General features: G+C 72.4%; 25 protein-coding genes and 2 tRNA genes. 14 read left to right on the top strand and 13 right to left on the bottom strand.

Annotated elements, in window-relative coordinates:
- From BM076_RS21395 to BM076_RS21385, 3 genes are all read right to left on the bottom strand, one after another.
- Positions 1-300: leucine zipper domain-containing protein (locus BM076_RS21395; protein ID WP_143120604.1), on the bottom strand; the 300-nt coding region annotated here is incomplete at its 3' end.
- Between the two features lie 101 nt (positions 301-401).
- Positions 402-1,751 carry an ABC1 kinase family protein gene (locus tag BM076_RS21390; RefSeq protein WP_093715239.1) on the bottom strand — a complete coding sequence of 450 codons (1,350 nt, stop codon included), beginning with the start codon at positions 1,749-1,751 and terminating at the stop codon, positions 402-404.
- A gap of 21 nt (positions 1,752-1,772) precedes the next feature.
- Positions 1,773-2,993, bottom strand: coding sequence for a ThiF family adenylyltransferase (locus BM076_RS21385; protein WP_093715238.1), 1,221 nt, complete (start codon positions 2,991-2,993; stop codon positions 1,773-1,775).
- A gap of 230 nt (positions 2,994-3,223) precedes the next feature.
- On the opposite strand from BM076_RS21385, the gene BM076_RS21380 reads away from it, so the two are divergent.
- From BM076_RS21380 to BM076_RS21365, 4 genes are all read left to right on the top strand, one after another.
- Complete coding sequence (locus tag BM076_RS21380) at positions 3,224-3,799, top strand: M48 metallopeptidase family protein (protein WP_093715237.1); 576 nt, start codon at positions 3,224-3,226, stop codon at positions 3,797-3,799.
- A gap of 103 nt (positions 3,800-3,902) precedes the next feature.
- The gene (locus BM076_RS21375; protein WP_093715236.1) at positions 3,903-5,564 is read left to right on the top strand and encodes a TerD family protein; all 1,662 of its coding nucleotides are present in this window, start codon (positions 3,903-3,905) and stop codon (positions 5,562-5,564) included.
- Positions 5,565-5,570: 6 nt separating this feature from the next.
- On the top strand, positions 5,571-6,254 hold the full coding sequence (locus BM076_RS21370; protein WP_093715235.1) for an AIM24 family protein: 684 nt from the start codon (positions 5,571-5,573) through the stop codon (positions 6,252-6,254).
- 16 nt (positions 6,255-6,270) lie between these two features.
- Positions 6,271-7,038, top strand: coding sequence for an AIM24 family protein (locus tag BM076_RS21365; protein WP_093715234.1), 768 nt, complete (start codon positions 6,271-6,273; stop codon positions 7,036-7,038).
- A 106-nt stretch (positions 7,039-7,144) separates the two neighbouring features.
- On the opposite strand, the gene BM076_RS21360 is transcribed toward BM076_RS21365, so the two are convergent.
- Positions 7,145-7,693 carry an NUDIX hydrolase gene (locus BM076_RS21360; RefSeq protein WP_177246536.1) on the bottom strand — a complete coding sequence of 183 codons (549 nt, stop codon included), beginning with the start codon at positions 7,691-7,693 and terminating at the stop codon, positions 7,145-7,147.
- The gene (locus BM076_RS21355) at positions 7,690-9,132 is read right to left on the bottom strand and encodes a zinc-dependent metalloprotease (protein WP_093715233.1); all 1,443 of its coding nucleotides are present in this window, start codon (positions 9,130-9,132) and stop codon (positions 7,690-7,692) included. The genes BM076_RS21360 and BM076_RS21355 overlap by 4 nt, the downstream gene beginning before the upstream one ends.
- 211 nt (positions 9,133-9,343) lie before the next feature.
- Between BM076_RS21355 and BM076_RS21350 the strand changes: the two genes are divergently transcribed.
- From BM076_RS21350 to BM076_RS21335, 4 genes are all read left to right on the top strand, one after another.
- Positions 9,344-10,447 (top strand): SDR family oxidoreductase, encoded by a 1,104-nt coding sequence (locus tag BM076_RS21350; RefSeq protein WP_093715232.1) that lies wholly within the window; start codon positions 9,344-9,346, stop codon positions 10,445-10,447.
- Positions 10,448-10,566: 119 nt separating this feature from the next.
- On the top strand, positions 10,567-11,055 hold the full coding sequence (locus BM076_RS21345; protein WP_093715273.1) for a molybdenum cofactor biosynthesis protein MoaE: 489 nt from the start codon (positions 10,567-10,569) through the stop codon (positions 11,053-11,055).
- A 127-nt stretch (positions 11,056-11,182) separates the two neighbouring features.
- Positions 11,183-11,362 (top strand): hypothetical protein, encoded by a 180-nt coding sequence (locus tag BM076_RS21340; protein ID WP_093715231.1) that lies wholly within the window; start codon positions 11,183-11,185, stop codon positions 11,360-11,362.
- A gap of 79 nt (positions 11,363-11,441) precedes the next feature.
- Positions 11,442-12,518 (top strand): YlbL family protein, encoded by a 1,077-nt coding sequence (locus BM076_RS21335; protein ID WP_177246534.1) that lies wholly within the window; start codon positions 11,442-11,444, stop codon positions 12,516-12,518.
- Between the two features lie 33 nt (positions 12,519-12,551).
- On the opposite strand, the gene BM076_RS21330 is transcribed toward BM076_RS21335, so the two are convergent.
- Positions 12,552-13,109 carry a PPA1309 family protein gene (locus BM076_RS21330; RefSeq protein WP_093715230.1) on the bottom strand — a complete coding sequence of 186 codons (558 nt, stop codon included), beginning with the start codon at positions 13,107-13,109 and terminating at the stop codon, positions 12,552-12,554.
- Positions 13,110-13,241: 132 nt separating this feature from the next.
- Here BM076_RS21330 and BM076_RS21325 point away from each other — a divergent pair, with 132 nt between their 5' ends.
- The 5 genes from BM076_RS21325 (at position 13,242) to BM076_RS21305 (ending at position 20,339) form a co-directional block, all read left to right on the top strand.
- Entirely contained in the window at positions 13,242-16,121 is a 2,880-nt protein-coding gene (locus BM076_RS21325) for a UPF0182 family membrane protein (protein ID WP_093715271.1), read from the top strand.
- Between the two features lie 51 nt (positions 16,122-16,172).
- A tRNA-Met gene (locus tag BM076_RS21320) sits at positions 16,173-16,246 on the top strand.
- Between the two features lie 168 nt (positions 16,247-16,414).
- On the top strand, positions 16,415-18,469 hold the full coding sequence (locus BM076_RS21315; protein ID WP_245796188.1) for a tetratricopeptide repeat protein: 2,055 nt from the start codon (positions 16,415-16,417) through the stop codon (positions 18,467-18,469).
- 122 nt (positions 18,470-18,591) lie between these two features.
- Positions 18,592-18,665: transfer RNA gene (locus BM076_RS21310), tRNA-Met, on the top strand.
- Positions 18,666-18,953: 288 nt separating this feature from the next.
- Positions 18,954-20,339, top strand: a complete 1,386-nt coding sequence (locus tag BM076_RS21305; RefSeq protein ID WP_245796187.1) for a HEAT repeat domain-containing protein — start codon at positions 18,954-18,956, stop codon at positions 20,337-20,339.
- Here BM076_RS21305 and BM076_RS21300 read toward each other — a convergent pair.
- From BM076_RS21300 to hisN, 3 genes are all read right to left on the bottom strand, one after another.
- Positions 20,305-20,715, bottom strand: coding sequence for a Fur family transcriptional regulator (locus tag BM076_RS21300; RefSeq protein ID WP_093715228.1), 411 nt, complete (start codon positions 20,713-20,715; stop codon positions 20,305-20,307). The two genes, BM076_RS21305 and BM076_RS21300, sit on opposite strands and share 35 nt — an antisense overlap.
- Positions 20,716-20,975: 260 nt before the next feature.
- Complete coding sequence (locus tag BM076_RS21295) at positions 20,976-21,380, bottom strand: CBS domain-containing protein (RefSeq protein WP_093715227.1); 405 nt, start codon at positions 21,378-21,380, stop codon at positions 20,976-20,978.
- A 181-nt stretch (positions 21,381-21,561) separates the two neighbouring features.
- Complete coding sequence (gene hisN / locus BM076_RS21290; protein WP_093715226.1) at positions 21,562-22,359, bottom strand: histidinol-phosphatase; 798 nt, start codon at positions 22,357-22,359, stop codon at positions 21,562-21,564.
- A gap of 148 nt (positions 22,360-22,507) precedes the next feature.
- Here hisN and BM076_RS21285 point away from each other — a divergent pair, with 148 nt between their 5' ends.
- Complete coding sequence (locus BM076_RS21285) at positions 22,508-23,056, top strand: TetR family transcriptional regulator (RefSeq protein WP_093715269.1); 549 nt, start codon at positions 22,508-22,510, stop codon at positions 23,054-23,056.
- 15 nt (positions 23,057-23,071) lie between these two features.
- On the opposite strand, the gene BM076_RS21280 is transcribed toward BM076_RS21285, so the two are convergent.
- The 4 genes from BM076_RS21280 to BM076_RS21265 all read right to left on the bottom strand — a co-directional run bounded on the left by BM076_RS21280 (position 23,072) and on the right by BM076_RS21265 (position 26,801).
- A complete protein-coding gene (locus BM076_RS21280; protein WP_093715225.1) occupies positions 23,072-23,395 on the bottom strand; it encodes a DMT family transporter in 324 nt (107 codons plus the stop codon).
- A gap of 179 nt (positions 23,396-23,574) precedes the next feature.
- On the bottom strand, positions 23,575-24,576 hold the full coding sequence (gene rsgA, locus BM076_RS21275) for a ribosome small subunit-dependent GTPase A (RefSeq protein WP_093715224.1): 1,002 nt from the start codon (positions 24,574-24,576) through the stop codon (positions 23,575-23,577).
- Between the two features lie 9 nt (positions 24,577-24,585).
- On the bottom strand, positions 24,586-25,923 hold the full coding sequence (gene aroA, locus BM076_RS21270) for a 3-phosphoshikimate 1-carboxyvinyltransferase (RefSeq protein ID WP_093715223.1): 1,338 nt from the start codon (positions 25,921-25,923) through the stop codon (positions 24,586-24,588).
- A 164-nt stretch (positions 25,924-26,087) separates the two neighbouring features.
- On the bottom strand, positions 26,088-26,801 hold the full coding sequence (locus BM076_RS21265; protein ID WP_093715222.1) for a M50 family metallopeptidase: 714 nt from the start codon (positions 26,799-26,801) through the stop codon (positions 26,088-26,090).
- Positions 26,802-26,877 lie beyond the last annotated feature (76 nt).

Genomic DNA, 26,877 nt, shown 5'->3' with positions numbered 1-26,877 from the left:
CGAGGCGGGCAGACCCAGGATCGGCCCGATCCGGGCAGGGCCCAGCTTGCGTGTCCGGCGCAGTTCGCAGACCCGGGCCTCCACTGCGGCCGGGGTGCGGTGCGGTGTCGTATGCGGCCGGCTGGGGCGGTCGGCCAGGCCCGCATCCCCCTCGGCCCGCCAGCGGGCCACCCACTTGTGCCCGGTCGCCCGTGAGATGCCCATCTCAGCAGCGACATGGGTGACCGGCCGACCCGACAGCACACGTTCGATCAGGATTCGTCTGCCATGAACGGTCAGCCGGGCATTACGGTGAGACACGAAGACCTCCGGGCGGTGCGTTCCTAGACAGCTCCACCACACCGGAGGTCTTCGCCATGATCAAGACCCACGAGCGTCAACAACGCTCATGATCAAGACACCTAGGCGGACTCCGCCGTGCCGCGCGGGTCGAAACCGGGGAGCCACTCCTCCAGTTCGTCGCGCAGCCGGACCGTCGCGCCGAGCTGGCACAGCACGCCGACGGTGCTCAGCGTGACGCGGTGGATCAGCAGATAGGCCGGCGGCAGATTGAGCTGTTTGCCGAGCTGATGGGCGGGGGAGCGCGGATCGGCGATCCGGGCGGCCTGCGCGCGCATCCACGCCCGGTCGAAGGCGAAGTCCTCGCGCCCGGCCGGTTCGATGATCGGCCGCAGATAGTCCAGCACGGCGTCCGCGTCCAGCTTGATGGTGGGCTTCACGAAGCCCTCCTGCCGGAGCATCGCGTAGACCTCCTCCGCCTCGCCCTCCAGCGCCAGCCGCAGGGCGGTGCCGATCGGCAGCGGCAGCCCCTCGGGGAGCCGGTCCACGGTGCCGAAGTCCAGCACGCCCAGCCGCCAGCCCTCGGCCGGCCCGTCGTCGACCAGCAGCCGGAAGTTGCCCGGGTGCGGGTCGGCGTGCAGCAGCCCGGTGCGGGCGGGCCCGGCGAACAGGAAGTGCGCGAGCAGTTGCCCCGCCCGGTCCCGCATCTCCTGACTGCCCCCGGAGATCACCTCCGACAGCGGCACACCGTCCATCCATTCGGTGACCAGCACCTGATCGGCCTGGTGCACCACGTCCGGCACGAGGATGTCCGGGTCGTCGGCGAACTCCGCCGCGTGGGCGTGCTGCGCCCCCGCCTCCAGCTCGTAGTCCAGCTCCTCCGCGACCCGCTCACGCAGCTCGGCCAGCAGCGGCTTGACGTCCACCCCCGGCACCAGCGGCCCGAACAGCCGCGCCACCCGGCCCAGTTGGACCAGGTCGGACAGCAGCGCGTCCCCGGCCCCCGGATACTGCACCTTCACCGCGACCTTGCGCCCGTCGCTCCACACCGCCCGGTGCACCTGCCCGATGGACGCCGCCGCGGCCGGGGTGTCCTCGAACTCGGCGAACAGCGACCGCCAGTCCTTGCCCAGCCGCTCCGCCAGCACCCGGTGCACGGTGCGGGCGGGCATCGGCGGGGCCGCCTCCTGGAGCTTGGTGAGCGCCGCCCGGTAGGGCCCGGCGATGTCCTCCGGCAGCGCCGACTCGAAGACCGACAGGGCCTGGCCGAACTTCATGGCCCCGCCCTTCAGCTCCCCGAGCACCTTGAAGAGCTGTTCCGCGGTCCGCTCCTGGAGCTCGGTGGCGACCTCGTCGGCAGGTCTGCCCCCCAGCCGCTTGCCCAGCCCGAGGGTGGCCCGTCCGGCGAACCCGAGAGGGAGCGCGGCCAGCTTCGCGGTACGGGTCACAGCCTTGCGCGGAAGATCAGACATGCGCCCCTCATTTCCCGTCGGTCACATGGCCATTGTGCCCCCCGCCGCCGACGCCCCGGCCATGCGAGCGCTCCTTCCCGCCGCTGCCGCCGCTTTGCCCCCCTCTGCGTCGCCCCAGGTGTCCCGGGTGTCCCGCGGCCGTCGCGGCGCCCCGGCGCCGCAGCCGCACCGGGTGTCCCCGGGCAGCGCCCTGACCCGGGTGGACAGCCGCGCCAGCGACACCTCCAGCCGGCCGCCGACCGCCGGTGCCACCCGGCCGTCGAGGTATGCCAGCACATGGCTTGCGGCCAGGCCCGCGATCGTGGTGGCCAGCGCGATGTCGCACGCGGGCACCGCCGGCTGCCGCCCCGACCTGAGCTGGGCCAGCATCCGCGGCCACGCCGGATCCTCGTCGGCCAGCCGCAGCCCCATGCACTCCCCGCACGCCGTCCGCCCCGGCAGCACCAGCGGCCCGACCACACCCGTCCCCTCGACCACCCCCGTATAGAGGTGCGGCACCCCCGCGGCGACCAGCCGCCGGGACTCGCCCGGGTCCGGCGCCCAGGCGTCCAGGCCGTCCCGCGGCGCGAGCACCACCACCGTCGCTCCCGGGCGGGCCCGCTCCCGGGCGCCGGCCCGCGGTCCCGGTGCCGCCCGCCGCGCGGCGCCCCGCCCCGCGGCGTCCCTGCGGTCCCCGATGTGCTCGGCCGGGATACCGCCGGGGCCCACGTCCCACGGCTCGACCCGTCCGCTGTCCAGCACGTCCACCGTGCCGACCCCGGCGGCCGACAGCACCGCGGCCACGGCGGCGCCCACCCGCCCCGCCCCGTGCACCCGCACCCGCGCCGTCCGCCGGTGCCGTATCCGGTCCGCCGCGCCGCCCGGCCCCGGGTGCAGCACCGACAGCGCCGCCAGGTCGGGCCGCAGCCGGTCGATCGCCTCCGCGCGGTGCCGTACCGCCACCGCCAGGGCGCCGTGCGCCGCCGCGTCGTCCAGCACACCGCCCTCGGCGAGCAGCCCCAGCAGCCGTCTGACCTGGGCTGGCGTGAGCCCGAGCGCGCCCGCGTCCCGGGTCAGCGTGTCGGCGCCGCGCGTGCCGTCGAGCAGGTCGAGAAATCCGGCCGCCGCGCCGTCGACGGGCTCCAGCACCACCGCGTGCGCGGGATCGACCCCGAACTGCACGCTTTCCCGGTCCCGCCAGCTGCGGCGCAGCGCGCTCTTGAGCAGAGGACGCAGCACCGTCGTCGCAGTCGTCTTCGTCATTTCCTCACCCGCACCCATTCATGAGTCCAACGTCATGAGTCCGCAGTTACGCGCCCGTGACTCTCCGTAATCGACAGAACTCAGGATGGCATTTGACGAGGAAACACCGGGAGAGTTATCCACAGGTTGTGGGGGATAGTCGTTCAATATGCGTACGAAGCGAGGTGATTCCCGTGCGAACCGGCCGGGGGACGGGACTTCCCGCACATCCAGCGGGTAACGTCGAAGGCGTGTCCGCCGATCCTGCGCGTAGTCTCTCCAGCCAGCCCGCCAGCGGCCTCCGGACCAGTGCGGTGGAAGTACGCCGCAGTGCCCGCAGGCGCCGAACGGTTTCGGCGTATCGCGACGGCGACCGGACGGTCGTGCTGATCCCGGCCCGTATGTCGGCCGCCGAGGAGCAGCGCTGGGTCGCCACGATGCTGGAGAAACTGGCCGCCCAGGAGAGCCGCCGGATGCCCGGCGACGACGAGCTGGCCGCCCGCGCCGAACGCCTGTCGGAGCAGTATCTGCTCGGAGCGGCCGTGCCCGACACGGTCCGCTGGGTGACCAACCAGAATTCCCGCTGGGGCTCCTGCACGCCCTCCGAGGGCAGCATCCGCCTCTCGCACCGGCTCCAGGGCATGCCCGAGTACGTCATCGACTACGTGCTGCTGCACGAACTGGCGCACCTGCTGGTGCCCGGCCACGGCCCGAGCTTCTGGCGGCTGCTGGAGAGCTACGCGCGTACCGAGCGCGCCCGCGGCTTCCTGGAGGGCGTCGTCGCGGCCGACCGGCTGCCGCATCCGCCCGGCACCCGGGAGGAATAGCCGCTGTCGCCCCGACCGGTTAGCCTGTCGCAACGCGAGCGCGCAGCCCGCACCGCACGGCGCAATGCACGGAGCAATGAGGGGATGGGGGACGGTCGTATCCATGGCCAGGGAATTCCAGCGTGGCCACAAGGCCAAGATCAGTGATCTGACGGCGGGGACGGATCTGTATGTCGGTGTGCAGATCACCGGCCCCGGCATGACCTTCGACATCAGTTGTTTCGGACTGGACGACAAGGAACAGCTGTCGGACGACCGGTACTTCATCTTCTTCAACCAGCCCAAGTCGCCGGAGGAATCCCTCCAGTTGCTCGGCGCGCAGTCCGGGGACACCGAGTCGTTCCGCGTCACCCTCGACCGTATTCCGGCGAGCATCAAGAAGCTCTCCTTCACCGCGACCATCGACGGCAACGGCCAGATGTCGCAGATCGCGCCCGGCTATCTGCGGGTCGTCGCAGGCGGCGAGGAAGTCGCCCGCTACTCCTTCAGCGGCGCCGAATTCAGCACTGAGCGGGCCATCATGGTCGCCGACATCTACCTCAAGGACGTGTGGCGCTTCGCCGCCGTCGGCCAGGGCTTCGACGGCGGCCTCGACGCGCTGCTGCGCAATTTCGGCGGCGAGGTCGCCGAGGAGGAGCCCGCCGCGCCCGAGCAGGCCGCGGCCCCCGGTTTCGCGCCGCCCGGCGGCGTACCCGGGTTCGCGCCCCCGCCCGGCGGACCGGCCCCAGCCCCGGCACCGGCTCCCGCGCCGGCCTTCGGCGCCCCGGCCCCGGCACCCGCGCCCGCTCCCGTACCGCAGCCCGCCGCCACACCGCCGCCGCTGCCGGCCCCCGCCTTCGGCGCGCCGCCCGGACAGGGCGGCGACCCCGCGATCCACCAGGCGCCCACCATGGTCGCCCCCATGACCGCGCCCCCCGGCCAGGCCCCGCCCGGCCAGCCGCCCTTCGGCCAGGTCCCGCCGCCCGGCGCTCCGCCCGCGGCCCCGGGCTTCGGCGGCCAGCCGCCGTTCGGCCAGGTCCCGGGCCAGGCGCCCGGCCAGTTCCCCGGCCAGCCCGGGGCCCCCGGCGCCGGATACGGGCAGCCGCCCGTCCCCGCCCAGGGCGCCGGCCTCGCCGCCGCCATGCAGAAGTACCGCGAGACCCCGACCGGCCAGCGCTGGACGCAGCAGAATCCCAAGATGATGCGCGCCGACCTCGGCCAGGGCGGCGGTCAGCCGGTCCTCGCCCGCCAGGGCAGCATGGTGCTCTACCAGGGCAAAGTCGATTTCGGCTACAAGGGTGCGGGTTTCACCGGCCGCATCGTCGGCAACGCCACCGGCCAGGAGATGCAGCTGATGCGCTGCACCGGCGGCGGTCAGGTCTTCTTCGCCGAGAACGCCGCCTATCTGCACCCGATCGAGCTGCAGGGCGACGCCATCTGCGTCTCCGCCGAGAATGTGCTCGCCTTCGACGAGTCCCTGCAGCACGAGGTGCGCAGGATCGAGGGGCACGGCATCCCCGGCGGCGCGCTGTTCACGATGCAGTTCCAGGGCACGGGCACGGTCGTCGTGAAGACCCACGGCACTCCCGTGGTGCTGCCCGTCACCCCGACCACCTACGCGGACAGCAACGCGATCGTCGCCTGGTCCGCCGCCTCACAGGTGATCATCTCCAGCCAGGTGAGGCTGCGCAGGACCGCGTATCCCGGCCACAGCGGCGAGACCGTGAATCTCCAGTTCCGCGGCGCTCCCGGCAATTTCATCGTCGTCCAGCCCTACGAGGTGTGACCCGCCATGGACCAGCAGATGATCGCGGGCTACGCACCGGCACCGGTCGCCGCCCGGATGGAGAACCACGGCTCGTCGATGCTCAAGATCGCCATGGTGACCGGCCAGGACGTCTTCGCGCGCTCCGGCTCCATGGTCGCCTACGAGGGCTTCGTGCAGTACGAGCCGAATCCGCCCGCCGTCCGGCAGATGGCGTCGGCCTGGCTGACCGGCGAGAGCGCACCGCTGATGAAGTGCAGCGGTGACGGCCTGCTCTACCTCGCCGACTACGGCGCCGACGTGGTCTGCCTCAACCTCAACAACGAGTCGGTGTCCGTCAACGGCACCAATCTGCTCGCCTTCGACGCCCACCTCACCTGGGGCGTCGAGCGGGTCAAGGGCCTGGCCAAATTCGCCGGGCAGGGCCTGTTCAACGTCGGGGTGAGCGGCCAGGGCTGGGTCGCGGTGACCTCCCGCGGCACGCCGATCGTGGTCGACTGCGGCAGCGGCGCCGACGAGACGTACGTCGACCCGGACGCGCTGGTCGCCTGGTCGTCGGGGCTGAAGATGAAGGCCAAGCGCAGCTTCCGGGCCGGGGCGCTGATCGGCCGCGGCAGCGGGGAGGCGTTCCAGATCGCCTTCTCCGGACAGGGCTTCGTGGTCGTCCAGCCCAGCGAGGACAGCACTGACCGCCTCCGGATCCGGGGCTGAGGGGGAGCGACACATCATGCAGAGCCCGCTTTTCGCGTTCACCGAGGTCCAGAACGAGGACCACTACAGCCTGCAGAATTCCTATCTGCTCCGGGTCCGCCTCGACGGCAACACCGGCCCCGACTGCCTGGCCCGCAAGGGCTCGATGGTCGCCTACCAGGGCATGATCGAATTCGACGGCGAGTACCAGTCGCACCACCAGCGCAGCGGCCGCCGGCACACCGGCGAGGGCCTGGACCTGATGCGCTGCTCCGGCCAGGGCACCGTCTACCTCGCCAACCTCGCCCAGCAGATCCACATCCTGGACGTCGACCATGAGGGGCTGATCGTCGACAGCGCGTACGTCCTCGCGCTCGACTCCGGGCTGCACTGGGAGGTCATCGCCGTCGACAGCCAGTTCGGCCTGTCCGGTACCGGCGCGTACAACCTCAACATCTCCGGGCGCGGCAAGGTCGCCCTGATGACGTCGGGCAAGCCGCTGCTGATGCCGGTCACGCCCGACAAGTACGTGTCGTGCGACGCGGACGCGGTCGTCGCCTGGTCGACCAGCCTGCGGGTGCAGATGCAGGCGCAGACCAGCAGTTCGTCGGTCTTCCGCCGGCGCGGCAACACCGGCGAGGGCTGGGAGCTGAACTTCGTCGGCCAGGGCCATGTGCTGGTCCAGCCCAGCGAGCTGATGCCGCCGCAGAACGCGGTGATCGGCAACGGTGTGCGCGCACAGTACGGCATGGGCGGGCAGGGCGCCCACGGCCAGAACCAGGGCAACATCTGGTCCAACCGCTGAACAGGCCCCCGGCCAAGGTCTGTCGTCCGGATCCGGCCTGATCCGGCCTGATCCGGCCTGATCCGGCCTGATCCGGCCTGATCCGGCCTGATTCGGACGACAGGCCCTAGCCCGGCGCGTCCGCGAGCAGCGCGCGCGTCCGGGCCAGCAGGGTGCGGACCGAGGCGTCGGCGACCGCCGACACCTCGTCGTAGCCGAACCAGCGCAGGTCGAGCGACTCGTCGCTGATTTCCTCGACCGCGCCCTCGGGGGCGACCGCCGCGTACTGCACGTCCAAGTGCCAGGCGCAGGGCGTCAGGTGGCGGTCCAGATTGACCGGCTCGGGCCGCAGCAGCCGCAGCCCGGCGATCCCGGACTCCTCCACGCCCTCGCGCAGCGCCGTACCGGCCAGGGTGGCGTCCTGCGGCTCGCAGTGGCCGCCCATCTGCAGCCACATGTGCAGCTTGGCGTGCAGCGTCAGCAGCACCCGTTCACGCGGCGGGTCGACGACCAGCGCGCCCGCGGTGATGTGCCCGGCCTTGCACGCCTTCCACATCCCCTCGGGGTGCGCCGCCAGATGCGCCAGATACTCCTCGCGCAGCCGCTCCTGCCCCTCGTCGGGCGCACTCCAGCGTTGCAGGACGCCGACCGCGTCCGCGTACAGGGGACCGCTCACTTGGCGCTGTCGCCGTCCTCGTCGTCACCCTTGGCCGAACCGTCCGCGGCCGATCCGCCATCGGTCGCGTCGCCCTTGTCCGCGCCGCCGCCCGCCGCCTCGCCGAGCATCTTGTCAAGCTCGGAGAAGTCCACGGCCTCGCTGTGCACGAAGCCGTCCGGGTCGTCCAGGTCGGCGGCGGTCGGCAGCATGTCGGGGTGCGCCCACAGGCCGTCGCGGCCGTCGACACCGCGCGCGTCGGTCAGCGACGCCCACAGCCGGGAGGCGTCCCGCAGCCGGCGCGGGCGCAGCTCAAGACCGATCAGCGTGGCGAAGGTCTGCTCGGCCGGGCCGCCGGTCGCCCGGCGGCGGCGCAGCGTCTCGCGCAGCGCGCCCGCGGACGGCAGGTGCGGGGCGGCGGCCTCGTGGACCACCGCGTCCACCCAGCCCTCGACCAGCGCGAGCGCCGTCTCCAGCCGGGCCAGCGCCGCCTTCTGCGCCGGGGTGTCCTCGGGCTGGAACATGCCCTGCTGGAGCGCCTCCTGGAGCTGCTCGGGCTGCGACGGGTCGAGCTGCCCGACGGCTTCCTCAAGCCGGGCGGTGTCGACCTTGATGCCGCGCGCGTAGCCTTCCACGGCGCCGAACAGATGCGCCCGCAGCCACGGGACATGGGCGAACAGCCGCTGGTGCGCGCTCTCGCGCAGCGCCAGATACAGCCGCACCTCCTCCTGCGGGATGCCGAGGCCCTCGCCGAAAGCGGTGATGTTCGCGGGCAGCAGCGTCGCCTTGCCGGCCGGGCCGAGCGGCAGGCCGACGTCGCTGGAGCCGACGACCTCGCCGGCCAGCGTGCCCAGGGCCTGCCCGATCTGCGAGCCGAACATGGCGCCGCCCATCGAGCGCATCATGCCGAGGAGCGGGCCGGACATGGCCTGCATCTCCTCGGGCAGCACATCACCCATGGCGCCGGCCACCCGCTCGGCGACCGGGTCGACCAGTTCCTTCCACACCGGCAGCGTCGCCTCGACCCACTCCGCGCGGCTCCAGGCCACCGCGGTGCCGGCGCCGGACGGCAGCGACGTCACACCGTCCAGCCACAGGTCGGCGAGCCGGACGGCCTCCTCGACCCACGCGCGGTCGGCGCGGCCGACGCTGGAGTCCTTGACGCCGTCCTGGGTGCCCTGCGCGACCGTCTGGCGCGCGATGTCCTTGGCCATGTCCCAGTTCACCGGGCCGCCGTCGTAGGACAGCATCTGGCCGAGCTGCTGGAAGGCGGCGCCCAGGTCGTTGGGGTTGAGGGAGCCGAACATCGCCGCGAACGGATTGTCACCGCCCCCGGCGCCGCCGAAGCCGAACGGATTCTGCGCTCCGCCCTGGCCACCTGCGCCCTTGTTCTTGCGGCCCTCGTCCCCGTCCTCGGGCTCCTCGGGAGGGACGCCGAATCCGAATGGGATGTCGCTCACGGGATTCCTCGGCTCTGTGTTGGGATGGGCTGGGGTCGTGCCGGTTTCGGACCACCGGCACTCCTACCAGCGGCACTCTTGTCACGCGCACGGTGTGCGGGCTGTACCTCCAGCCTAGACACCTGTGGGGCAGGATGGCTGCGTACCGACGTCACGCCGATGGTGCGCGGCAGCCGCACCCCGTACTTGAAACAACCGTGGGAGACACCCGGTGAGTTCCCCAGAAGGACACGTTCGCCCAGAGCGGAGCGCCGGCAGGGCCGCGTCGGGCCCGGTGGTCGCGATCACCGGCGCCGCGTCCGGCGTCGGACTGCAGCTGGCACTGCGGCTCGTGGAGTCCGACCGGATCAAGAAGGTCGTGGCCATCGACGAGCGGCGCGCGGACGTGCCCGGCGCGACCTGGCGGGTGCTGGACGTGCGCGACCCGGCGATCGCCGACAAGCTGCGCGGCGCGGACGTCGTCGTGCACCTGGCGCTCGACATGGACCTGGAGTCCGACGCCAAGGCGCGGTCCGCCTTCAACGTCCGCGGTACGCAGACGGTGCTGACCGCCGCGGCGGCCGCCGGTGTGCACCGCGTGGTGCTGTGCACGTCCGCGATGGTCTACGGCGCCCAGGCCGACAATGACGTGCCGCTCGCCGAGGACGCGCCGCTGCGCGCCACCTCGGAGGCCAGCTTCGTCGACGACCTGCTGGAGATCGAGCGGCTCGGGCGCCGCGCCCCGCGCGCCCATCCCGGCCTCAATGTGACGATCCTGCGCCCCGCCGTCCTGGTCGGCGGCACCGACACCGCGCTGACCCGCTACTTCGAGTCGCCGCGGCTGCTGGTGGTGGCCGGCAGCCGGCCGTGCTGGCAGTTCTGCCATGTCGAGGACCTGGTGACGGCGCTGGAATACGCCGTCCTGGAGAAGGTCGACGGCGAGATGGCGGTCGGCTGCGACGGTTGGCTGGAGCAGGAGGAGGTCGAGGAGCTGACCGGGATCCGGCGCATGGAGCTGCCCGCGGCCATCGCCTTCGGCGCCGCGGCCCGGCTGCACCGGCTCGGCCTGACCCCGTCGCCGGCCGGCGACCTCGCGTACACGATGCACCCGTGGGTGGTCAGCGGCAGCAGGCTGCACGAGGCGGGCTGGCGCCCGCAGTGGTCCAACGAGGAGGTGCTGGCCGAACTGCTCGCCGAGGTCGAGGGCCGCAATTCGCTCGCGGGCCGCAGGCTCGGCCGCAAGGACGCCACCACGCTGGGCGCGGCGGGCGCCACGGTCGCCCTGGTCGGTACGGCGGCGCTGGTCCGCAGGGCCCGCAAGCGGCGCGGCCTGTAGGGGGACGCCCTTGGGCGGCACGTCCTGTGCTGGCACGTCCTGTACGGTGCCGCATCCCGCGGTGGCCGTTCGTGGAAGCCTCTTTCCGTATCGCGGGCATATGAGGCAGCATGTGCCGCATGGCACCCACGCACGACGACCCCACCGGCCGTACCGGCCCCGCGGCAGGACCGCACGCGAGCGGCGGCCCGATCCGGCTGCTGGCGATCCGCGACACCCCGCTGTCGGTGGACGAGGTCTTCGCCGCGGTCGGCGACGACGCGGCGGGCGGCACGACGCTGTTCGTCGGCACCGTACGGGACCACGACGGCGACTCCGCCGCCGCCGTCACCGGTCTGGGCTACTCGGCCCACCCCAGCGCGGAGGCGGAGCTGCGCAGGGTCGCGGAGAAGGTGGCCGCCGACTTCCCGGTGCGCGCGCTGGCCGCCGTCCACCGGGTCGGCGACCTGAAGGTCGGTGACATCGCGGTCGTCGTGGCCGTTTCCTGCCCGCACCGCGGCGAGGCGTTCGCCGCCTCGCGCCGGCTGATCGACGACCTCAAGAGCGAGGTGCCGATCTGGAAGCACCAGACGTTCACCGACGGCACCGAGGAGTGGGTCGGCGCGTAGCCCGCGCGGGCCCGCCGCTTCCGGAAGCTCCGCTTGCGTAACCCCGTACCCCATCGGACCGTTGGTGTGCAGAGTGGTTAATCTGCTCATACGTCCGTTTTGGTGTACATGGGGTCGGGAGTTCGACGTGGCAGCACTCGCGTGGTTGCTCATTCCTTTGATCGGCGCGGTGTTCGCGGCGGTGTGGGCACGCTGGGCGTCGCACACCCGCGCCACCGGGGACGGCGCCTCGCTGGCCGGATACGAGCGGTTCCGGCAGGCGATGCAGACCGAGCCCGCGGACAAGACCGACACCGAGCCCGTCTGAGGCCGGAACGCGGCGGTCCCGAACCCGTCCGGGCTCACCCCGCGGGCCGGTTGTCCGACCGTTCCCGTAGGGTCGGGGCATGCCCCGCCGCACCGCGACGCTGCTCGCCTCGACCCTGACGCTGATAGCGCTGCTGTGCATCGCGCTGCTGGCCCCCGCGCCGTACTCGGAGATGTCGCCGGGACCGACGGTCAACACGCTCGGGGACTACGAGGGCGACACGGTGATCCAGATCACCGGGCACAAGACGTATCCGGCCGCCGGGAATCTCAACATGACCACCGTGCGCGTCACCGGCGCCGACTACTCCATGAACCTGGTGGAGTCGCTGCTGGGCTGGGCCCGCCGCTCGGACAAGGTCGTGGAGCACGACACGCTCTACCCGCAGGGGCAGACGGCCGAGGAGGCCGACCAGCAGAATGCCGAGGAGTTCACCGAGTCGCAGGACAGCGCCAAGGTGGCGGCCCTGGAGGAGCTGAAGATCCCGGTGCCCTCGCGGGTGATCGTGGCGGCCGTCGTCAAGGGCGGGGCGGCCGAGGGGCTGCTGCACGCGGGCGACGTCATCAAGGACGTGGACGGCACGGCGATCACCAAGCCCGAGCAGGTCGCGGGTCTGGTCACCAAGCACAAGGCGGGCGAGAAGGTGGTCTTCACCATCGTCCCGGCCGCCGACGCGAAGAAGAAGTCGACCACCACGCGGCAGGTGTCGGTCACCACCCGTACGTCGCACGACGACGGGCCCGCGCGGGCCGTGGTCGGCATCCAGGCGGGCGTGGAGCACCTGTTCCCGTTCACCATCGACATCAAGCTCGCCGACGTCGGCGGACCCAGCGCCGGCATGATGTTCGCCCTCGGCATCATCGACAAGCTGACGCCCGGCGACCTGACCGGCGGCAAGTTCGTCGCGGGCACCGGGACGATAGCGGACGACGGCACGGTCGGACCGATCGGCGGCATCAGCCTCAAGACGATCGGCGCGCGCAACAAGGGTGCGAAATACTTCCTCACCCCGGCCGACAACTGCGAAGAGGCCGCCAAGGACATCCCCTCCGGCCTCACCCTGGTGAAGGTGAAGACCCTGGACGACGCCCTGGCGGCGCTCAAGGACATCAAGGCGGGCGACGACTCGGCGCTGCCGAGCTGCTCGAAGAGCTGAGCGCGGCAGCGCCTCCGGGAGCGTCGGGGCGCGTCAGACCTCGAAGGTCGCCGCCAGCGCCTCGGCCAGCCCCGGCACCAGACCGGCGCCGGTCAGCACCTCCGACGGCGTGTCCTTCGCCCGCAGCCGCACCGCCGACTCGCGCGAGCCGTCCCGCAGCACCGCGACGGTCATCCGTACCTCCTGGCGCTCCGGGTGCCGGGCAACCCAGGCGGCCAGCGCCGCGTCATCCAGGTCGTCCGGGATGGTCGCCTCGGCGGCCGGCGGCAGCATCAGCCGTTCCACGGTCAGCGCGCAGCCCGAGATCACCTCGGGCCACGCGATGGTCGCCAGGAATTCGTCGAGCGCCGTACCGGACGGCAGCTCGTCCTGCTCGATCGGGGTCAGCGCCCCCGCCGCGTCCCCGTCGGCGAGGCCGAGCTGATCGGCGAGGCCGGGTTCCTGCGTACGCAGTCGCGCGGTGTCGACGAGGGCGAACAGCCGCGCGGGCCGGTCCCAGCCGAGCCCGGAGGCGTACTCGTCGATTTCCAGTACGGCACGGGTCAGCGGGTTCGCCGCGAGCGGTGCACCATCGGTCGCAATGTTGGACATGGTCAATATCCTGCCTCTTCCCCCGCCGGAATCGGGAACCGGCCAAAGCGTGAGTAAGTTGCACCAGTGGGAGTCCGACCCGGGACACCCTGCAAACACTGACAATTCGAGGTGCGCACCTTGGTATTCGAGATGCCGGACCGCGGCGGAGGACCGTCGGGGCCACGGATCAGAGTCGGCCGTCCGTCCCGCGGGACGAGGACGCTGCTCATCACCATCGGCGTGCTCGCCGTCCTGATGATCGCGTTCGTGATCTTCGCGGGATTCTGGACGGACTGGCTCTGGTACCGGTCGGTCCACTACTCGTCGGTCTTCACCACCACGCTCTGGACCAAGGTGGGGCTGTTCTTCGTCTTCGGCCTGCTGATGGCCGCGGCGGTCGGGGTGAACATCTATCTGGCGCACCGGCTCCGGCCGCCGCTCAGCGCGATGTCGCTGGAGCAGCAGAGCCTGGACCGCTACCGGATGGGTATCGCGCCGTACAAGAAGTGGGTGCTGCTCGGGATCTGCGCGGTGGTCGGGCTCATCGCCGGCGGATCGGCCTCGGGGCAGTGGCGGCTGTGGCTGCTGTGGACCAACGCCACGAAGTTCGGCGTCAAGGACCCGCAGTTCCACAAGGACGTCTCCTTCTACGCCTTCGACCTGCCCTGGTACCGCTTCCTGCTGAGCTTCGGCTTCGCGGCCGTGGTGCTCTCGCTGGTCGCCGCTGCGCTGGTGCACTACCTCTACGGGGGGCTGCGCATCACCTCGCCCGGCGGGCGTGCCACCGCCGCCGCCACCGGCCACCTGTCGGTGCTGCTGGGCGTCTTCATCTCGCTCAAGGCGGTCGCCTACTGGCTGGACCGCTACGGGCTCGCGGTGAAGTCCGGTGACTTCAAGGCCACCGACAACTGGACCGGCCTGCGGTACGTCGACGCGAACGCGTATCTGCCCGCCAAGACGATCCTGTTCTGCATCGCCGTGATCTGCGCGCTGCTGTTCTTCGCCACCTTGTGGCGGCGTACGTGGTCGCTGCCGATGATCGGCTTCGGCCTGATGGTGCTCTCGGCGATCCTGATCGGCGGCCTCTACCCGGCGATCGTGCAGAAGTTCCAGGTGCAGCCGAACGAGGCGGCCAAGGAAGCGCCCTACATCCAGAAGAACATCGACGCGACCCGGGCCGCGTACGGCATCAAAGGCACCGACGTCACCGCGTACAACGGCATCAGCGGGTCCTCGGACGCCACGCTGCGGGACGCGGCGAACACCACCGCGAGCGTACGCGTGCTGGACCCGAACGTGGTCTCGCCCGCGTACCAGCAGATCCAGCAGATCCGCGGCTACTACGCCTTCCCCTCCACGCTCGACGTCGACCGCTACACCGACCAGGGCAAGGAGCAGGACACCGTCGTCGGCCTGCGCGAGCTGAACATCAACGGCATCCCCGAGAACAACTGGATCAACGACCACTTCAAGTACACCCACGGCTACGGCATCGTCGCCGCCAAGGGCACCGACGTGGCCGACGACGGATCGCCCGACTTCACCGAGAAGAACCTGCCGAGCACCGGGCAGCTCGGCGACTACCAGCAGCGGATCTACTACGGCGAGCGGACGACGCAGTATTCGATCGTCGGCGGTCCGACCCAGGAGATCGACTACACCGACTCCGGCGGCGAGAAGCCCTTCACGTACACCGGGAAGAGCGGGGTGAACCTGTCCAACCCGGTGACACGGGCGGCGTACGCGGTGCGCTTCGGCGAGCCGCAGATCCTGTACTCCGGGGCGATCGGCAAGGGCTCCAAGATCCTCTACAACCGCACCCCCAAGGAGCGGGTGGAGGCCGTCGCACCCTGGCTGACCATCGACGGCGACCCGTACCCGGCGGTGGTCGGCGGCCATGTGCAGTGGATCGTGGACGCGTACACCACCACCAACGGCTATCCGTACGCCTCGCGCACCACGCTCGGTGACACCACGACCGACTCGCTCACCGACGACCAGCGGTCGGTCGTCGCGCAGCAGAACCAGGTCAACTACATCCGCAATTCGGTGAAGGCGACCGTGGACGCCTACACCGGCGAGGTGAAGCTCTACCAGTGGGACACCCAGGACCCGGTGCTCAAGACCTGGATGAAGGCGTTCCCGCACACGGTGAAGCCGAAGAGCGAGATCAGCGCCGCGCTGATGGACCACTTCCGCTACCCGCAGGACCTGTTCAAGGTGCAGCGGCAGCTGCTCACCAAGTACCACGTCACCAAGGCCGCCGCCTTCTACAGCGGCAGTGAGGTCTGGGAGGTGCCGGACGACCCGGCCGCCAAGACCGGCAAGGCGGTGCCGCCGTACTACCTGAGCCTGACGATGCCCGGGCAGAAGGCGCAGTCGTTCTCGCTGACGACGACCTTCACACCCAAGGACCGGACGAATCTGAGCGCCTTCATGGCGGTCGACGCCGACGCGTCCAGCCCCGACTACGGCACCATCAGAGTGCTGCAACTTCCGGCCAACACCACGGTCGCCGGGCCCAATCAGGTGCAGGCCAAGCTGAACTCCGACAAGGGCGCGGGTCCACAGATCAACCAGCTCAAGACGGTGGGCTCGGACTCGTCGGTCGAGTACGGCAATCTGCTGACCGTGCCGCTCGACGGCGGACTGATGTACGTGGAGCCGGTCTACGTCCGCGGCAAGGACAACAACTACCCGCTGATGAAGAGCGTGGCGGTGCTGTACCAGGACAAGATCGGCTTCCAGCCCACGCTCGCGGCCGCGCTCGACGAGGTGTTCGGCAAGGACGGCGGCTCCTCGACGACGAAACCGCCGCCGACGGGCACCACCACCAAGCCACCGCCACCGACGACGGGCGCGGGCGACCCGACCCTGGAACAGGCCCTGACCGACGCTCAGAAGGCGTACGACGACGGCCAGAAGGCGTTGCAGAAGGGCGACTGGCAGGCGTACGGCGAGGCGCAGAAGCGGCTGGCTGCGGCCCTGAAGCAGGCGCAGGAGGCGGAGAAGGCGGCCAAGGGGACGTAGCGGGCTGATCGGATGAACCCCCGCGTCGTGGTACGGTTGATCACACAACGACGCGGGGTGGAGCAGCTCGGTAGCTCGCTGGGCTCATAACCCAGAGGTCGCAGGTTCAAATCCTGTCCCCGCTACTGTATGAAGAGGGCCAAAGTCAATCGACTTTGGCCCTCTTCGCTTATACGGGGGATATTGGGGTAGCAGGGTTTCGCGTGCCGTCATGTCGGGAAGTCGACAAAACGCTGAAGTGACCAAGCGGGTTGCGGTATACCAGGTGTACGCCGGTAGCGGACGGTGCGACGATGGACCTTATGGGGGATGGTGCAAGGCTGCTGAACACTCGTCAGAACCACGAGCAGCGTGGTGCGGCGGGCGACATCGACATGTCGACTTCGGATACGGGTCCGATGTCGGCCACGACGCCCGGGACCACGCCGACGGACGTGCCCGGGACCGCGTCCGTCCTGCTGCCCGCGCCGCGTCCGTCGGACGCGCTGCCCGAGCCGGCCGGAACCGGCGCATCCGGCCCGATCGCCGGGACCGGCGCGTCCGGCACCGTCGGCACGACCGGCGCGACCAGCGAGATCGCCGGGCTCGGCGACTTCAGTGACGAGGACGGCCTCGCGCTCCGCGAGGAGGCCGAGATCGAGGCACGGCACCGGCACGCCGCCGACCTCGGCGACCCGTTCGCGATGACCGCGCTCGGCACCCTGCTGCTGCGCCGCGGCGACCTCGACGGCGCCGAGCCGTATCTGCGCGCCGCCGTCACGCACGGGGACCGCGCAGCCGCCAACAACCTCGGCCTGCTGCTGTACCAGCGCGGCCACACCGACGAGGCCGCCGAGTGGTGGCGGACCGCGGCCGTGGCGGGTTCCGCGCCCGCCGCGCACGCGCTGGGCCGGCACTACCGCGAGCGCGGCGACGAGCCCGCCGCCGAGTACTGGCTGCGGCAGGCCGCCGAGACCGGCCACACGCTGGGCGCGTACGCGCTGGCCGACCTGCTCGACCACCGGCGCGAGGCCGGCGCGGAGCGGTGGTTCCGCGCCGCCGCCGAGCACGGCCACCGCGAGGCCGCGTACCGGCTGGCCAGGATCTGCGCCGACCGCGGGCAGAGCCACGAGGCCGAGCAGTGGTACCGGCAGGCCGCCGCGCGCCGCCACCGGCGGGCCGCGCTGCGCCTCGGCACGCTCCTGGAGGAGCGCGGCGAGACCGCGGAGGCGGGCCGCTGGTATCTGACGGCCGCCAAGGACGGCGAGGCGCGGGCCGCCTGCGCGCTGGCGTTCCTGCTGCGCGACGCGGGCGACATCGACCAGGCCGCCACCTGGTGGCGGCGCGCCGCCCAGGCGGGCGACGGCCAGGCCGCCAACGCGCTCGGCGCGCTGCACGCCCAGGAGGGCGAGACGCAGACCGCCGAGCGCTGGTACCGCACGGCTCTGGAGGCGGGCGACATCAACGGCGCCTACAACCTCGGCCTGCTCTGCGCGGGCGGCAGCCGCAACGCGCAGGCGGAGCAGTGGTACCGCAAGGCCGCCTACGCCGGGCACCGCGAGGCCGCCAACGCGCTGGCCGTGCTGCTGCTCCAGCGCGGTGACGCGATGGGCGCCGAGCCGTGGTTCTCCAAGGCAGCGGAGGCGGGCAGCATCGACGCCGCCTTCAACCTCGGCATCCTGCACGCCGGGCGCGAGGAGGCCGACGCCGCGCGCGCCTGGTACGAGCGGGCCGCCGCGGCCGGGCACGCCGAGGCCGCCCTCCAGGTGGCCATCGCGCTCCAGCACGACGGCGACCACCACGGCGCCGAGCGCCACCTGCGGTGCGCCGCGGGCGGCGGCAGCGCCGAGGCCGCCTTCCGGCTCGGCGCGCTCCTGGAGCGCAGGCAGCGCGAGCGGGCCGGGGACGGCGAGGAGGCCGCCGGGTCCGTCGCCGGGCTGTCCGTCGACGAGGACGACGCGGCGGCCGGCAGCGTCGAGGCCGGGGAGTGGTACGAGCGGGCCGCCCGCCAAGGGCACCGCCGGGCGCAGGTACGGCTCGGCATGCGCGCCGCCAAGCGCGGTGACGTGGTGGACGCGGCGCACTGGTACCGGCAGGCCGCCGAGGCGGGCTCCCGCAACGGCGCCTTCAACCTCGGGCTGCTGCTGGCCCGCGAGGGCGCCGAGCCCGAGGCCGCCCTGTGGTGGACGCGGGCCGCGGACGCCGGGCACGGCAGGGCCGCGCTGCGGATGGCGCTGCTGGCCGCCCGGCACGGCGACCTGACCGAGGCCCAGCGCTGGTGCGCGCGCGCCGTCGCCTGCGGCCCCGCCGAGGTCGCCGAGCGCGCGGCCCGGCTGACGGCCGCGGTCAAGCACGAATTGACCGCGTGATCCGAACGGGTCCTTCGCATTTCCGTGCGGGGTGTCCTCCGCTGAGGACACCCCGCACGGGCGCCGCGACCCCATGGATTTGCGCTGGTCAAGAACGCTGGTCTACAGTGAGGGCACAACGACGCGGGGTGGAGCAGCTCGGTAGCTCGCTGGGCTCATAACCCAGAGGTCGCAGGTTCAAATCCTGTCCCCGCTACTGAAGAGAAGGCCCGGAAGCCACGGCTTCCGGGCCTTCTTCTTGTCCGCCGCCCTGTCCGTCGTCCGGCCCGCTGGCCCGTCCGGCGCAGGCTCCGCACGGGCGCCGCCCGGCCGCCTCCCGCACGACCCCGCCGTACCGCCCCTCATGCCGGCCTCTTATTCGGGCAAAGTCCCGCCAAACCGGCTTGGGTTCCGGCCGGTGCAGGCGCGATCCTGGTGGGGTACGACGGGCGAGGAGGCGGGATTGCTGCGCAGACGGCGAGGGCGATCCGAAGCGGGCGTCACGGTGGCGGACACCGGGCGCTGGCAGCGCTGGTGCGAGGCGGCGCTGAGCGGGCGGCGCGAGGACGCGGTGACCCTGCTCTCCGGGCTGCGCGCGGCACTGGACGACGGACCGCCGTACGACCGGGCCGCCGCGCTGGACGCGCTGACCTCGGCGCCCGCCGAACTCCTGCTGCTGCTCGACCGGCACGCCCGTCCCCGGTCCGGCGGCGGCGCCCACCGCGCGGCCCCGCCCGCGCGCGGGGCGGTCCCCGCCCCCGCCGCCGACCCGCTGCGCCTGCTGCTCGGCTCGCTCGACGAGGACGGCAGGGTGCGGGGCGCGGCCGTGGAGGGCCTGACCGGCGTCGGCGGACCGCTGGCCGTGGCGGCGCTCGCGCTGCGCACCGTCGACTGGGTGCCCGAGGTGCGCGAGCGCGCCACCGCCGCCCTGGTCGCGCGCAACGCACCGGACGAGGTGGCCGCCGCCGTCCGCGTACTGCTCAGGCTGGACGGACGCAGCCGGGCCGGCGGCCTGGTCGCCGCCTACCGCACCGTGCTCAGCGACCCGCCGCACCGCCGCGCGGTCCGCGCGCTGGCCGCCGACACCGACCCGCTGGCCCGCCGTTTCGGCGTCCAGCTCGCCCTGGACCTCGGCTCGTACGTCCGCGGGGATCTGCTGCGCACCGCGCTGCACGACCGCGACCAGGTCTGCCGCAGGCTGTGCGCCCAGCGGCTGCTGGAGCTCGACCCCGACCAGGCGGGCCGGCTGATGTGGGCGCGCGGCGCCGGCGTCCGCGAGCTGGCGGTCGCGGCGCTGCCCGGCGACGTGCCCGCCACCCGGCTGGTCCCGCCGCTGGCCGACCGGGCCCGGATGGTACGGGCGCAGGCCCGCTGGCAGCTCTACCGGCGCGGTGAGCCGCCCGCCGACGTCTACCGCAAGCAGCTCCGCAAGGTCGGCAGGTCCACCCCGCCGCGGCTCGCCGCGGGTCTGGCCGCGGGTCTGGGGGAGTGCGGTGACGCGGCGGACGCGCCGCTGCTGATGCGGCTGCTCGGTCCGCGCGAGCGGGACCGGGCCGAGCCGTGGCCGCCGATGGTGCGCAGGGCCGCGGTCCGTGCGGTCGGCAGGCTCGCCAAGCCCGCGGACCTCGTCGGGCTGCTCGGCCCGCTGGCCGCCGACCAGGATCCGGGCGTGGCCAGGGAGGTCTTCGAGGCGCTGGGCCGGGTGCCGGACGACGTGCCGGTCGAGACGCTGTGGATCGGCAGGACCCGTACGGAACCGGCGGTGCGCAGGGCGGCCGAGCGGATCGGCGGCCGGACGTACGAGCGGACCGCGCCGGTGGGCGGCGCGGCGGCCGGGCGCGACCTGGCGGACGTGCCTAGGAGCAGTCGGGGCACAGTCCCCGGTAGGTGACCTCGGCCGCGGTGACGGCGAAGCCGAAGCGCTCGGCGGGCGGGAGCGCGGCCAGCGGGTCGCCCTGCGGGCGCACGTCGCGGATCGTGCCGCAGCCGGAGCACACCAGGTGCTGGTGCGGGCGGTGCGCGTTGGGGTCGTACCGCTTGGCGCGGCCGTCCGTGGCGACCTCGATGATCTCGCCGATGCTGACCATCTCGCCCAGCGTGTTGTACACGGTGGCGCGGGAGATCTCCGGCAGCCGCTCGATGGCGCGCGCGTGCACCTCGTCGGCGGTGAGATGGACGTGGTCGCCGTCGAGGACCTCGGCCACCACGCGCCGCTGGGCGGTCAGCCGCCAGCCGCGTCCGCGCAGTCGTTCCAGCAGGTCACTCATGCCGGTCAGGGTAACAGCGGGGGATCGGGCTTCGAAAGAGTCCGTGCTGAGAACGCATCGGCACTCGGATTCCATCGTCACCTGACTCTCTTCTTGACTTGGACAAAGTCCAGGCTAGGATCGGAGACGGCGCACGACGGGAGGCCGCGGTCCAAGGCCCTCCGCGCCCGGCCCGTCGCCGCCGCGGGACCGAAGAGGCCGGACGCCACAGGGCTCCGGCCTCTTCGTCACCTTGTCGATCAATGGACAATTCCAGTGCTTCAGGCGGTCAGCGCCGTGGGTGCCGGCGCCCGCTGCGCGGACCAGCAGCGGATGATGTCGCGGACGGAGACGATGCCGACCGGATCGCGGCCCTCCAGGACGATCAGATGGCGGAAGCCGCCGTGCAGCATGGCCGCCGCGGCCTCGTCGAGGGTCCATTGCGGGGCGGCGAAGACGACGTCGGTCGTGGTGTGGGCGTGGCTGGGCTCGTGGTCGGGGTCGAGTCCGGCGCCGATCGCGTCGAGGACGTCGCGTTCGGTCAGGATCCCGAGACCGCAGGTGTCGGTGTCGAGGACGACGGCCGCACCGACCCGGCGGGCGGACATCAGTTGGGCGGCCTGGCGGAGTGTGTGGGCGGGGCCGATGGTCAGAACCACCGTGCTCATGGCGTCGCGGACCAGCATGGGCGGGCACCTCCTTGTGTGAAGCCGTCGCGCCGCGGAGCCCCGGGCCGGGTTCTCGCCCGGGCGGGACTCCCGCGTGAAGGGATTCACAAGTTCACAAGCGGGGGCATTCTCATGTTCACATGCACCCGGTGCGTGGGCAAGGGGGCGCGCGAAGCCCGCGCCGGCCGGCCGGATGCCGCTACGCGCGGCCCAGGTACGACAACAGCTCCTCGTGCAGCAGCCCGTTGGACGCCGCCGCGTTGCCGCCGTACGGCCCCGGCTCCCCGTCGAGCGAGGTGAAGCGGCCGCCCGCCTCGCGGACGATGACATCGTTGGCCGCCATGTCCCAGGTGCTCAGCTCGGGCTCCGCGCAGATGTCCACCGAGCCCTCGGCGACCATCATGTACGGCCAGAAGTCGCCGTAGCCGCGGGTCCGCCAGCAGCTGCGGGTCAGGTCGAGGAAGCCGTCGAGCCGCCCCTGCTCCTCCCAGCCGCTCAGCGAGGAGTACGCGAAGGAGGCGTCCTCCAGGCGCGAGACGCCCGACACGTGCAGCCGCGTCGCCGACGACAGGCTGCGCCCGGTGTACGCGCCGTCGCCCTTGGCCGCCCACCAGCGGCGGCCGAGCGCGGGCGCCGACACCACGCCGACCACGCCCTCGTCGCCCTGCTCGCCGCGCACCATCAGCGCGATCAGGGTGGCCCACACCGGCACCCCGCGGACGTAGTTCTTGGTGCCGTCGATCGGGTCGATCACCCAGCGCCGCGGTCCGCCGCCCAGGCTGCCGTACTCCTCGCCGAGCACCGCGTCCCGCGGCCTGGCCCGGCCCAACTGGCCGCGGATCAGCTCCTCGGCCGCCTTGTCCGCCTCGCTCACCGGGGTCAGGTCGGGCTTGGTCTCGACCTTCAGGTCGAGCGCCTTGAAACGGGCCATGGTGGCGGCGTCGGCGGCATCGGCCAGCACATGGGCGAGGCGCAGATCGTCGTTGAATTCGGGCATGAGCCGAACAGTAGCGATCCCGCCTGGTCCCCGGCCATCTCGGACGTGCGCGCAACCTTGACAGACCCGGACAGCGCGTCAATTCTTTCCGGACGGCCGCTGTCCGCGCGCGTCGTCGCGGACACTTCGTGGCGCCTTGGAGGCAATGATGCCGACAGCGCGGGAATCCCTTCTGGACGCGGCCTTCGCCGCGCTCGGCCAACGGCCGTGGGAAGCCGTCCGGATGGTCGAGGTGGCGGCGGCGGCCGGGGTGTCGCGGCAGACTCTCTACAACGAGTTCAGCAGCAAGGAAGGGCTCGCGCGCGCTCTGGCCCGGCGCGAGACCGACGGCTATCTGGCGGGCGTGGACCGGGAGTTGGCGGCGGCCGGCCGGGTCGGCGCGGACGCGGGGGAGTGCTTCGCCGGCGCCGCGGGCTGGACCCTGCGGTCCGCGCGGCGCAGCCCGGTGGTGCAGACCGCCCTCACCGACGCGGACGGCGGCCTGGTCGAAGCACTCAAACGGCGTACGGTCGACGCCCTGGTGCGCGGCTATCCGCGGCTGCGGCCGCAGGACATCGGCTGGGCCTGCGAGGCGGCGATCCGGCTCACCCTGTCGTACGTGATCGCGCCCGCCGCCAGCGACGAGGAGGCGTGCCTGCGGGTGGCGCAGCTCGTACGGAGCCTGCTGTCGTGGCCCGCGACGGGGGACGGGACGTAACGGCGGGGTGCGGCGTCAGTGCGCGGAGCCCGAGATCTGAAGGCCGATCACGCCGACGATGACGAAGGAGATGGACACGATCTTCAGCGTCGAGACGATGTCGCCGAGGAAGACCATGCCGTAGATCGCGGTGCCGGCCGCTCCGATGCCGGTCCACACGGCGTACGCCGGGCCGACGTCCAGCTTCTTCAGCGACAGCGTCAGCAGGCCGAAGGAGCCGAGCGCGAACAGGCAGAAGGCGATGGTCGGCCAGATCCGGGTGAAGCCGTGCGACAGCTTGAGGCAGACCGCGAACCCCGTTTCGAGGATGCCTGCGACCACCACGAGCAGCCAGGCCATCGGATGCCTCCCGTTCCCACTCCGTCTCCGGACCCTGTGTGCGGTGTCGATCATCACACAGCCTGCCCGGAAACCGCCCCTCCGGTTGCCCAAAGGGACGCGGAAGCTCCGGGGACACGCCGTGGAAGCGCCGTGGCAGCTCCAGGGACACGCCGTACGCGTACCCGGCGGACGGGCCGTCAGTCCCCTTCGCGGCGCTCGCGGGTGGCCAGCAGCCGCCGCAGCGAGTCCAGCCGGGCCGGTTCGGCGTGCCCCGCCGCCACCCAGTCGTCCAGCGCGCAGTCGGGCTCGTCGTGCGAACAGCCGCGCGGGCACTCCTCGGTGCCCGGCTCCAGGTCGGGGAAGGCGTGGATGACGCGCGACGGGTCGATGTGGTGCAGCCCGAACGAGCGCACGCCCGGGGTGTCGATCACCCAGCCCGTGTCGCCCGGCAGCGGCAGCGCCAGCGCCGAGGTGGTGGTGTGCCGGCCGCGGCCGGTCACCGCGTTCACCGAGCCGGTCGTACGCTGACGCTCCACCAGCGCGTTGACCAGCGTGGTCTTCCCGACCCCGCTGTGCCCGACGAAGGCGGTGACGTGCCCGGTCAGCCGCTCGCGCACCTGGTCGACGCCACCGGTCAGGAAGTCGTCCCTGGTGGTCACCACATACGCCAGGTCCAGCGCGCCGTACGTCTCCAGCAGCGGTTCCGGCGAGGCCAGATCGGACTTGGTGAGCACCAGCAGCGGGGTCAGGCCCGCGTCGTAGGCCGCGACCAGGCAGCGGTCGATCATCCGCGGGCGCGGCTCGGGATCGGCGAGCGCGGTGACGATCGCGAGCTGGTCGGCGTTGGCGACCACCACCCGCTCGAACGGGTCGGTGTCGTCCGCGGTCCGCCGCAGCACCGACGTACGCGGCTCGATCCGGACGATCCGCGCCAGCGTGTCCTTCGCGCCGGACAGGTCGCCGACCACCGCCACCCGGTCGCCGACCACGGTCGCCTTGCGGCCCAGTTCGCGGGCCTTCATCGCGACGACCTCGCGGTCCTCGACCAGGACGGTCAGCCGGCCGCGGTCCACGGTCAGCACCATGCCCTCGGCGGCGTCCTCGTGCTTGGGGCGGATCGTGGACCGCGGCCGGTTCCCCTTGCTGTTGGGGCGGATCCTGACGTCGTCCTCGTCGGGGTTCTTTCCGTAGCGGCGCATGACGGTCCCTCAGCCCCGCCCCGGCACGGGAGCGGCGCCCGCCAGCATGTCCGTCCACAGGTCGGGGAATTCGGGCAGCGTCTTCGCGGTCGTCGCCACGTTCTCGATCTGCACACCGTCGACGGCCAGGCCGAGCACCGCGGCGGCGGTGGCCAGCCGGTGGTCCTCGTAGGTGTGGAAGATCCCGCCGTGCAGCGGGACCGGGCGGATCCGCAGGCCGTCCTCGGTCTCGGTGACGTCGCCGCCCAGTTCGTTGATCTCCTTGGCCAGCGCCGCCAGCCGGTCCGTCTCGTGCAGCCGCAGGTGCCCGATGCCGGACAGCACGCTCTCGCCGTCCGCGAGCGCGGCGACCGCCGCGATCACCGGGGCCAGCTCGCCCACCTCGTGCAGATCGGCGGTCAGCCCGATGACCCGGCCGCCGCCGGTGAAGGTCAGCCCCCGGTCGGTCAGCTCGTACGAGCCACCCATCGCGGTGAACAGGGTGCGCAGCGCGTCACCCGGCTGGGTGGTGCGGCGCGGCCAGCCGGGAATCGTCACCCGGCCACCGGTGACCAGGGCGGCGGCCAGGAAGGGCGCCGCGTTCGACAGATCGGGCTCCACGGTCAGGTCCCGGCCGAGCAGCGCGCTCGGCGCCACCCGCCACACATTGCTCTCGCCGCCGTCCTGCGGCGCGTCCACCTTGGCGCCGGCCTTGCGCAGCATGTCCACGGTCATCCGGATGTGCGGCAGCGACGGCAGCGTACGGCCGGTGTGCCGCAGTTCCAGGCCCTGGTTGAAGCGCGGCGCCGACAGCAGCAGCGCGCTGACGAACTGCGAGGAGTCCGACGCGTCCACGGACACGCTGCCGCCGGCCAGCGAGCCCGCGCCGTTGACGGTCAGCGGCAGCGCGCCGCGGCCCTCGTCGTCGATCCGGGCGCCCAGCGCGCGCAGCGCGTCGATCACGCCGTGCAGCGGGCGCTCGTACGCCCGCGCGTCGCCCCGGAACCGGACCGGGCCGTCGGCGAGCGCGGCGACCGGCGGCAGGAAGCGCATCACGGTGCCGGCGTTGCCGACGTCGATCGTGGCCGGGCCGTGCAGCCCGGTGGGGATGATCCGCCACGCCTCGCCGCCGGCCGGATTGACCGTCTCCTCGATCTGCACGCCCATGGCGCGCAGCGCGTCGGCCATCAGGACGGTGTCCCGGCTGCGCAGCGGGCGGCGCAGCCAGCCGGGCTCGGTGGAGTGGGCGGCGAGCACCAGCGCGCGGTTGGTCACCGACTTCGAACCGGGCACCGTGACGGTCGCGTCCACGGCGCGGGGCGCGGTCGGGGCCGGCCAGAGGGTGGTCTGCGCGGTGCTGTCGCTCATGGGGCCCAAGCGTAGTGGCTCGGGTACGGGGAGATAGGACGGCGAAAGCGCGGAAACCTGCCGGTAACGGGGTGCCACTACTCTCGGCCAGTCGTGTGCCCGGGACCCGCCGCCCGCGGGCCCCGTTCGCGCGGCCGGTCGCAGCCGCAGGACCCGTCCGGCGCCTACTGGAGCAGCAGCCAGCGGGCGCCGCCGATCAGGGAGCAGATGGCGACCGCGTAGAAGAGGAGCAGCCACAGCGCCGCCGGGGTGTGGGTGAGCCGGGCGAGCTGGTCGGCGTCCGAGGTGCCCGAGCGCTCGCGGCGCCGGGTACTCTGCAGCTCGAAGACCGGCCGGGCGCCGCCGACCAGCAGGAACCACACCACCAGATACGCGAAGGCCGCCTGCACCTGCGCCTTGGTCAGCCAGGACACCAGCAGGAACAGCGCGCCGGTGATCACCACGGTCAGCGCCCCGTACGCGTTGCGGATCATCACCAGCATGACCAGCAGCAGCGCGGTGGCGCCCCACAGCAGCGCGGTGATGTGCCCGGCGGCCAGCAGGGCCGCGCCCGCCAGGCCGAGCAGCGGCGGCGCGGTGTACCCGGCGGCGGCCGTCAGCACCATGCCGGGACCGCGCGGCCTGCCCCGCGAGACGGTCAGGCCCGAGGTGTCCGAGTGCAGGCGTATGCCCTCCAGACGGCGGCCGGTGAGCAGCGCCAGCAGGCCGTGGCCGCCCTCGTGGGCGATGGTCACCGCATTGCGCGTGACGTGCCAGACGCCGCGCACCAGCACCGCGGCCAGCGCCAGCAGCGCCGTCGCCCCGATCAGCCAGCGCGACGGATCGGGCTGCGTCCCCGTCAGCCGGTCCCACATCTCGGTGATGCTCGCGACGTTCATGACTCGGTTCGGTCCTCCATGACTCTGTCCTCCATGACTCGGTTCGGTCCTCGCTCCAGGGAACCGACGGGGGCTG

Origin of the sequence: Actinacidiphila alni (assembly GCF_900112845.1) — a bacterium.
Taxonomy (GTDB): domain Bacteria; phylum Actinomycetota; class Actinomycetes; order Streptomycetales; family Streptomycetaceae; genus Actinacidiphila; species Actinacidiphila alni.
This window is presented reverse-complemented; position numbering and strand designations above follow the sequence as displayed.